Here is an 8,440-nt window from a genome sequence, read left to right on the forward strand (position 1 = left end):
AGCCGTTCTAATACAACGGCTTTTTCCGGCTCAATAATATCTGTATTATCCATAGTAGAAAGCAAATCGGTCAGAATATCTTCGGCCTGTTCCAGGTTCTGTTCACCAATTGCAATACCAGCCAATAGAATTCTTGCTTTACTAAAAGCCTTGGCACCCTTAGGTATGGAATTAAGCAAGCCTTTCGATTCTTTTACCTGGTTAGATCTTACTAAAGCAGTTGCTTTTCCTAGGGTAGCGAGGTCATTCCCTGCCTCGTCATTAAGAATTTTCTGATAGGCATTGACTGCTTGTTCAAGCTCGTTCAAACCTAACAAGTTATGCGCACGAAGCATTTGAAGCTCAACGCTATTGCCACTTAAGTGCTCATCCAGAACAAGCTCAGCAGATAAGTACTTGTGCTTACCTTGATAAGACTCAACCAGTGCGACATAGTAACTTTCATCCTTGTCGGTACTCACCTGCTCCAATAAGCTAAGCGCCGCGTCATATTGCCCTAATTTAATCAACATCTCGGCATATTGAACAATTGAAGAGGCTTCGCCACCCGACTTCTTCACCGCATTTTTATATTCAATTGTCGCGGCTTTATATTGACCTTGCTCGGCATAAGCTTTAGCTCTCGCTAGATGATTCGCGTTAAGCTCTTTCTGATCAGTTTCTCCGCAGGCAATCAACATACTTACTAATACAGCAGATATGAACAATCGCCCAACTTTATTAAACTTCATCCTTTAAACCCTATGATTAAAATTCCAGATTTTCACTGTAGCTAAGCTCTATATTCAAAGCAAGCCATTCTAGTGTTTGCTAGACATATCCACGCAAAACCAAGTAATCAAAAACTTCCTTTGCTGCACCTTCTATACTTAAAACACCCGCGTCAACCACGAGTTCAGGATCTTCGGGGGCTTCATATGTAGAGTCAATACCCGTAAAGTTTCGAATCTCTCCAGCCCTCGCCTTTTTATACAAACCTTTCGGGTCTCTCCGCTCACAAACACTAAGATCAGTACAAATATAAACCTCAATAAACTCCCCTATAGGGAAGAGCTTTCTCACCATTTGTCGATCTGAATTAAAAGGAGAAATAAACGCAGACTGGACAATCAAACCCGCATCGACAAAAAGTTTTCCTACCTCACCAATTCGTCTGATATTTTCAATTCGGTCTTGAGCAGAAAAACCCAGATCCTTCGTCAATCCATGCCTAACATTGTCACCGTCTAAAAGGTAGGTATGCTTACCTTTCTCGTAGAGCATCGCATCTAAGGCATTCGCGACACTAGACTTACCTGCACCACTAAGGCCGGTAAACCAGATCATGCAGGGCTTTTGATGTTTTTGCTTAGCACGGTCTTCTCTTTGGATTTGATGGTCGTGCCAGCGGATATTTGGGCTTTTCATAATTGAGGTCGTTTTAAGTTGTCTTATATGAGCAATATCGGTCGCGAAGTTACTATTAGTTACTTTTATATAGTTTTCACTAACCTTATTTTTCAGCTAAGCTTAACACCATTACAAAGCATTTTAATAACCTTAGCAGTTTTACAACTGTTTACCGCAACGAACGACTAAGCCGTTAACGACTCACGTACATTGCGGTACAGCTACACTTTGGATGAAGTTATGACACGGATCGCTAGGCAGCCTGTGCTGTGGTTAGCGGCAATTTTTGCCCTGTTGCTATGTTATCTAGGAACTTTCTACCCCAGCCGTTTAGTTCAACTTCATACTCACTGGACCACTGCTGGCGATTTGGATATGGGCTATATCCTTCTCGCTTTAAGCGCCTATTTTTCATATAAGAACCTTGGATCGAACAAAGTTCAACCGAACTATCTATTATTACCTGCTGTCATTCTTCTGACCGCCGGGTTTGTTTTATCTCAAGCTCTGGATATAAAAACACTGTTTTTTTTATGCCTTGCTTTATCGCTGCCCTTATTTAGCGCAATAGTTCTAGGCTTTGCAAGTACTCGTAATATTATCATTGCATGGAGTGTCGTCTTAATGGCGATGCCTTTCTGGTACCTGGCAATCCCTTTCTTACAAACACTGACTGTTAAAGTTGTTTCTTACCTTGCCTCCCTACTATCACTAACGGTACTTGTTGAAGGAAACTACTTTACCGTCACCACCGGCGTAGTTCATGTTGCTGGGGGCTGTTCAGGGTTAAAGTATTTTATGACGGCTTTGTCACTAGCATTGATTTCCTCAGCGTTTAATAGAAGACGTTTTCGTCATGCATTGATAAGCCTTGCGATTGCCGCAACACTTGCAATGATCGGAAACTGGATTCGGGTCTTCATTCTATTACTCATCGCCTATTATGAGGGCGTTAGCCACCCTTTAATGGAAGACCATGATACTTTAGGGTGGATTGTGTTCGGTGCCGTGATGCTTCCATGGTTTTTCATCGACCGCCACTTCGATGCAGAAGGCGAACAAGAGTCACCTGTAAAACAAGATACATCGCAGCCATTGAAACAACAAATTCTCTCGTTAACAGCTTGCACAGTTTTACTAATCATTTCCCAACTAGCACTTAGCCCACCAGAAAATAGAGAATACCAGGTAAGCCAACCTAAGCTACCAAAAACACTAAATGGCCTAACACTCGATACAACTCGAGCGACCAACTGGAAACCTCACTTTCCACAACCAACCAATTTAACGCGAGGCTTATACGGAGCCTTCGGAGACCAGCTCGACCTATACATCCTCACCTACCTAAACAATAGTAATGTAGAAATGGCCAATAGCCAGAACACAATATTTGATAAGAACAGATGGCAGCTAATCAATGATTATGCATGGACAAGTGATCTACACCCAAACGTAAGAATTCGTATCGCGCTTGCTAAAGCAGGAAGAACGCACCGAGTAGTATATTACTGGTATAAACATGGAGCGCAATTTGCAAATTCAATAGGATCAAGCAAGATAGCACAATTAAAAAAATCCTATCTTGATATCCATGAATCACAACTTGTTGCTCTCTCGAAAGAATGCAACCTGAAGTGTCAAAGTAACTTAACGCCAACTCAAGGTATGCTGGATACAATAATCCAGTTACACATACAATCAAATTCTGATATAAGTTCAAGCAGCGACATCGAGAGTTAACCTATGTGTGGAATAGCAGGTTTGTTTGGCCTCCCCCCGTTTGAAAAAGATCGCTATGCACTTGCCAAGCAAATGGCAGGACAATTACGCCATCGAGGCCCTGACGGACAAGCTTACTATCTAGATAGCCAAGCCTTATTGGTTCATACGCGTTTGAGCATCATCGATATTCAGGGTGGTGAGCAGCCTATTCATAATGAAGATAAATCAGTTTGGGTTAGTTTTAACGGCGAGATATACAACTTCCCTGAACTGCGAGAAGTATTAATTGCTAAAGGCCACCAATTTTATACCCATACCGACACCGAAGTTATCGTTCACCTTTACGAAGAATATGGCCTGGATTTTGTTAACCACTTAAACGGCCAGTTCGCAATAGCACTTTGGGATAAAAAACAACAACGAGCCGTTCTAACTCGTGACCGGGTAGGTATATCTCCACTATTTTATAGCCAGCAAGCACAATCACTCGCTTTTGCATCAGAAGTTAAAGCCATACTGTGTACACTTCCTTCAGCACCAAAACTAAACCTAAACTCTTTAGACCAAATACTTAGCTATTGGGCACCTGTCTCTCCTAACACAGCATTTGAGAATGTCTACGAGGTTAAACCAGGAGAGCAGGTTGTTTTTGAGAAAGGAAACTTAACGCGACGCCAATACTGGGATTATCCATTTTCATCTGGAACCGCCCCACACATAGTAGATGAAAAGATTGCAGCGCAGAAGGTATCTGAACTTCTAGAAGAAGCCGTTCGCATTCGTTTAAGGGCTGACGTCCCCGTTGGAGCCTATCTTTCGGGCGGCTTAGATTCATCGATCCTGGTTTCACTCATCAAACACCTGGATCACGGAGACCTCAGCACCTTTTCACTCACTTTCGAAGATGCTGACCTGGATGAAAGCAAGCACCAAAAAACCATGGTCGAACACTTAAACACCAGTCACTTTTCAACACAGTGCAAGTACAGCAATATTGCGGATGACTTCTTGGACTGCATAAAGCACACTGAAAGCCCTATTGTACGTACAGCGCCCATCCCTATGGGTCGCTTATCAGCCCTGGCTCGACAGCAAAACTACAAGGTAGTACTAACAGGAGAAGGAGCGGACGAAATATTCGGTGGTTATGACCTTTTTAAAGAAGCCAAACTTAGAGAGTTCTGGTCACGCCAGCCTGACTCATCCTGGCGCCCTTTATTAATCAAGCGCTTATATCCTTATTTAGATATGTCTCGTGACCGAGCCGGCTCCTTCTTGAAAGCTTTTTTTGGTGGAGGTGTAGACCAACCGAACCATCCTCTTTTCTCACATTTGCCAAGGATCGCATCAACTTCAAAAGCAAAAATTTTCTATAGTGACGCCTTATCATCAGAATTAAATGTTAATGCAGAGGAGAGACTTATCGCCTCATTACCAGATCGGTTTGATTCATGGAAGCCGTTCAATAAATCCTTATACCTTGAGAGTAAAACCTTGATGGCAGGTTACTTGCTCAACTCTCAAGGGGATAGAATGTTAATGAAAAACTCAGTTGAAGGTCGCTTCCCCTTTCTTGATCACAATGTGATTGAGTTCGCCAGCCAATTGCACCCAAAACTCAAGATGAAAGCGTTCAACGAAAAGTACATTCTAAAAAAAGCGATGCAAAATCGTTTGCCAAATACTATTGTCCAGCGTTATAAACAGCCTTATAGAGCACCTAACATACCATCCTTTTTTAGTGACAGTACGCCCGAATACGTTGAAAGCTTACTAAGCGAGAATTCTTTGAAAGACAGCAATTACTTCAACCCAAACAAAGTGGCGCTACTATTGAAAAAAATCAAATCAGGTAAGGCAATTAGCCAAAAAGACAACACAGCGCTTGTATCCGTCTTATCAACCCAAGCCTGGCACCATCATTTTATTGATCAATTTGAGAGTAATTTCAAAAACCATCACTCTAATGATACCGAGTTACACAGAATCAGTTAGAATAAATAATCCTTACAATAATGTAACAACATCTTTTTATTTAAGATTTAGGAAACACTATGAGCAATGAAGCAACGCTAAGAACATTTATCCTTGAGAACTACATGTTCACAGACAATCAAGACGAACTCAAAAATGATGACTCTTTTTTGGATAAAGGCATTCTAGACTCCATGGGAATACTCGAAGTCATTGCACTGCTTGAGGATGATTTTAACATCACCGTTGAAGATGAAGAGATGGTTCCTGAAAACCTTGACTCAATCAACAACCTACTAGCTTATATTTCTAAGAAATCTGCATAGTATGACGATAGCAAGCATATTAAGTGCGCTGGCGAAGCATGCTCATTCTACTCCAGACCGGACTGCCGTAACATATAGTGTTAACGAAGCAAGGAATCTTAGCTATTACCAGCTAGCTTGCCTTGTTAACATCTATAGGAAGAAGATTAAATCATTGAATATTCCTAGCAACGACAAAGCTGTTATATGCCTGGAAAATTCCGCTGAATATATCGCTCTCCTTTATGCTTGCTGGTCTCTAGACATTACTGTTATTCCACTGCACAGCCAAAGTGCTGTTCGAGAAGTTCAACATATTCTGGATTTCTCTCAAGCGAAGTTAGCCATCACCAAAAATAATTTGGCAATAAACTTAGAAAACTCAGTTCAACACCTCAAGGTAGAGGCAAATGAATTTGAGCTATTATTAGACACGGAAGCAGCGAAACCCGACTTAGACCAGTGGGTAATCCCAGCTGTTGAGCACAACGCGCTAATCTTGTTTACCTCTGGCACCACAGGAGACCCTAAAGGTGTCATGCTTTCTCATAGTAACCTGCTTGCTAATACTCAATCAATTGTCCAATACCTGAGCTTAAGTGCGACCGACTGCACCTATTGCGTATTACCATTCACATACAGCTACGGCAACTCAGTATTACAAACTCATATTTATGCTGGGGCAAGTATTTGCTTAGGGCAGTCAATGCTCTACCCTAAACTCATTGCTGAAGACTTAAACAAAGCAAGCATTACGGGTTTTTCTGGTGTACCCTCAACATTTCAAATTCTTTTACATAAGACTAGCTTTGCCAAAATACATCCGCAACTTAGATATATTACCCAGGCAGGTGGAAGTATGAGTGTTACGACTACCAAAGAGTTACTAGAGGCACTACCTAACACCGATATTTACGTCATGTATGGACAAACTGAAGCGTCAGCAAGGCTCACCTACCTGCCGCCAGCCAGACTACTAGAAAAAGCCGGCTCAATCGGCATCCCAATACCTGATGTAGAGTTAGCGATTAGCGATGAAAGCGGCAAACTATTGGGGCCAAACGAGACAGGTGAACTTATTGCCAAGGGAGACAATATCATGCAAGGATATTTGAGCAACCCAACGGCTACGGAACAAACAATTACAGGTGACTGGCTACACACCGGCGATTTGGGCTACAGAGATATTGATGGTTTCTATTACATCAAAGGCCGCCAGAAACAAATGATTAAATCTGGCGCTAACCGTATTCACCCAGAAGAAATTGAAGAAGTTATCCTGGAGTGTGATGCTGTTAGCGAGGTTTCTGTCACTGGAATCAAAGACGAGCTGCTAGGCGAAGTCATCGCTGCTTTTGTAATTCTCAAACAGGGCTTTGGTGAAGACCCAAAACCGATCCGCTATCATTGCCGGAAAAATCTACCGCCTCACAAACAAGTTAAGGAAATTTTCTGGGTCAGTGAATTTCCTCGCACAAGTAGCGGAAAAATAAAACGTCACGAGCTAGCAAGCTTTGCCAATGCGCGCAAATAACTCATTTACGGAAAGAAGAGATCACTAATGAATAGCCAAGTTGAAAACCTACTTAAACAATACACCCAGTTAGACCATGCAGCTGAGGTAGAACGCATTGGGGGATTTATTAGAGACTCCTTACGAAAAACGCTACACCGTCGCGGCTTGGTCGTCGCAATATCTGGTGGAATAGACAGCTCAGTTAGTGCAGCTTTAGCTGTCAGTGCACTTGGCCCGAAAAAAGTATTTGGAATCTTAATGCCAGAAACAGATTCTTCTTCAACTAGCTTAGAGAGAGGTAGAGCTCTAGCCGAGCACCTCGGCATCGAGTATACAGTTCAAGATATTGCCCCAGCACTAGAAGCAATAGGTTGTTATGAATGGCGCGATCAAGCGATCAAAAAGACCTTCCCAGAGTATTGCGAAGGTTGGAAAAATAAAATAGTGATCGATGGAGGGGCTAAAGGACAAATTAACCACTTCAAACTTGTCGTTGAAGACCCGTCCGGCAAGCAGCAGCAAAAGCGTTTGGGTTTAAATGAGTACCTGACAATTGTAGCAGCAACAAACTTTAAGCAACGTATCCGTAAAAATATGGACTATTTCCATGCAGATCGGCTGAACTATGCTGTAGTGGGTACACCTAATCGAGTTGAATATGATCAAGGCTTCTTTGTCAAAGGTGGAGACGGTTTAGCAGACATCAAACCAATTGCTCACCTATATAAAACACAAGTATATGAATTAGCTCGTCACCTAGGGCTGCCTGAAGAAATCTGTAGTGCCACCCCCACTACCGACACCTACAGCCTAAGCCAGGGGCAGGACGAATTTTACTTCGCTCTTCCATATAACAAAATGGATGTAGCGCTGTGGTTCTATAACAACGAAAAGCCATCATCAGAGTTAGCAGAAGCATTAAACACGAGCACTGAACAAGCAGACTTTATTTACAATGATATTGAAAGCAAACGTAAAACAACTCAATATTTACACCTCCATGCACAGTTAATAGACAAGGTTGATTTGGGTTGGTAATGATGAGTGCTAAAAAAAGCCAAACGAAAAACAATCAACAAAAAGTTTTTGACAGGCTTGCCGTGCGTTTTAAGGATCGAATTCGTGAAACCGTTACAGACAATGAAACGGAAGGTGTCGACTCATTCCTTAAACAAGCTTTTGTAAATAGCCCTTTGCGACACTCCCCCGAGTACAACGATTGGCTATTTTCAAATAACATCAAAAACCCCCGATATATCGCTTGGGACGGGAATGATGTTGTCGGCACCCAGTATGGTTTAAAGTGTACGGTTAATTATGCCGATAAGGTTTACTCAGGGTGCTGTGCCATTGACCTCTCGGTCGATGAAAAATGGAGAATGAGAGGCCTAGGCGTTGCTTTGATCAAAAAGCTCATGGATCAACATGATTTCGTTATAGGCCTAGGGATATCTCAAGCTGCTCAAGCGATGTTTACAAGATTGAACTGGTACAATCTTGGAAATATAGCTTTCTATATTAAACCTCTTACAGC

8 protein-coding genes are annotated in these 8,440 nt (G+C 42.1%); 6 read left to right on the forward strand and 2 right to left on the reverse strand.

Annotation, left to right across the window (positions count from 1 at the left end; translation table 11 throughout):
- The coding region (locus tag A3761_RS08890) for a tetratricopeptide repeat protein (RefSeq protein ID WP_156491768.1) at positions 1 to 731 on the reverse strand (731 nt) is incomplete at its 3' end.
- A 79-nt stretch (positions 732 to 810) separates the two neighbouring features.
- A complete protein-coding gene (gene cysC / locus A3761_RS08895; protein ID WP_068515286.1) occupies positions 811 to 1,407 on the reverse strand; it encodes an adenylyl-sulfate kinase in 597 nt (198 codons plus the stop codon).
- A 222-nt stretch (positions 1,408 to 1,629) separates the two neighbouring features.
- Between cysC and xrt the strand changes: the two genes are divergently transcribed.
- The 6 genes from xrt to A3761_RS08925 all read left to right on the forward strand — a co-directional run.
- Entirely contained in the window at positions 1,630 to 3,129 is a 1,500-nt protein-coding gene (xrt, locus tag A3761_RS08900) for an exosortase (protein ID WP_068515288.1), read from the forward strand.
- Between the two features lie 3 nt (positions 3,130 to 3,132).
- Positions 3,133 to 5,106: an asparagine synthase (glutamine-hydrolyzing) gene (gene asnB, locus A3761_RS08905; RefSeq protein WP_068515289.1), complete on the forward strand. Its 1,974-nt coding sequence runs from the start codon at positions 3,133 to 3,135 to the stop codon at positions 5,104 to 5,106.
- Positions 5,107 to 5,165: 59 nt separating this feature from the next.
- Positions 5,166 to 5,411 carry an acyl carrier protein gene (locus tag A3761_RS08910; protein WP_068515291.1) on the forward strand — a complete coding sequence of 82 codons (246 nt, stop codon included), beginning with the start codon at positions 5,166 to 5,168 and terminating at the stop codon, positions 5,409 to 5,411.
- A 1-nt stretch (position 5,412) separates the two neighbouring features.
- On the forward strand, positions 5,413 to 6,924 hold the full coding sequence (locus A3761_RS08915) for a class I adenylate-forming enzyme family protein (RefSeq protein WP_082865367.1): 1,512 nt from the start codon (positions 5,413 to 5,415) through the stop codon (positions 6,922 to 6,924).
- A 27-nt stretch (positions 6,925 to 6,951) separates the two neighbouring features.
- Positions 6,952 to 7,944 (forward strand): NAD(+) synthase, encoded by a 993-nt coding sequence (gene nadE, locus A3761_RS08920; protein WP_068515293.1) that lies wholly within the window; start codon positions 6,952 to 6,954, stop codon positions 7,942 to 7,944.
- On the forward strand, positions 7,944 to 8,440 hold a 497-nt coding region (locus A3761_RS08925), incomplete at its 3' end, for a GNAT family N-acetyltransferase (RefSeq protein ID WP_156491769.1). The genes nadE and A3761_RS08925, both read left to right, overlap by 1 nt.

This window comes from Oleiphilus sp. HI0123 (assembly GCF_001635315.1).

Excerpts from the sequence above, each read along its gene's own strand:
- A3761_RS08910 (WP_068515291.1), top strand. The coding sequence starts at position 5,166 with ATGAGCAATGAAGCAACGCTAAGAACATTTATCCTTGAGAACTACATG.
- nadE (WP_068515293.1), top strand. The coding sequence starts at position 6,952 with ATGAATAGCCAAGTTGAAAACCTACTTAAACAATACACCCAGTTAGAC.
- cysC (WP_068515286.1), bottom strand. The coding sequence starts at position 1,407 with ATGAAAAGCCCAAATATCCGCTGGCACGACCATCAAATCCAAAGAGAA.
- xrt (WP_068515288.1), top strand. The coding sequence starts at position 1,630 with ATGACACGGATCGCTAGGCAGCCTGTGCTGTGGTTAGCGGCAATTTTT.
- A3761_RS08915 (WP_082865367.1), top strand. The coding sequence starts at position 5,413 with ATGACGATAGCAAGCATATTAAGTGCGCTGGCGAAGCATGCTCATTCT.
- asnB (WP_068515289.1), top strand. The coding sequence starts at position 3,133 with ATGTGTGGAATAGCAGGTTTGTTTGGCCTCCCCCCGTTTGAAAAAGAT.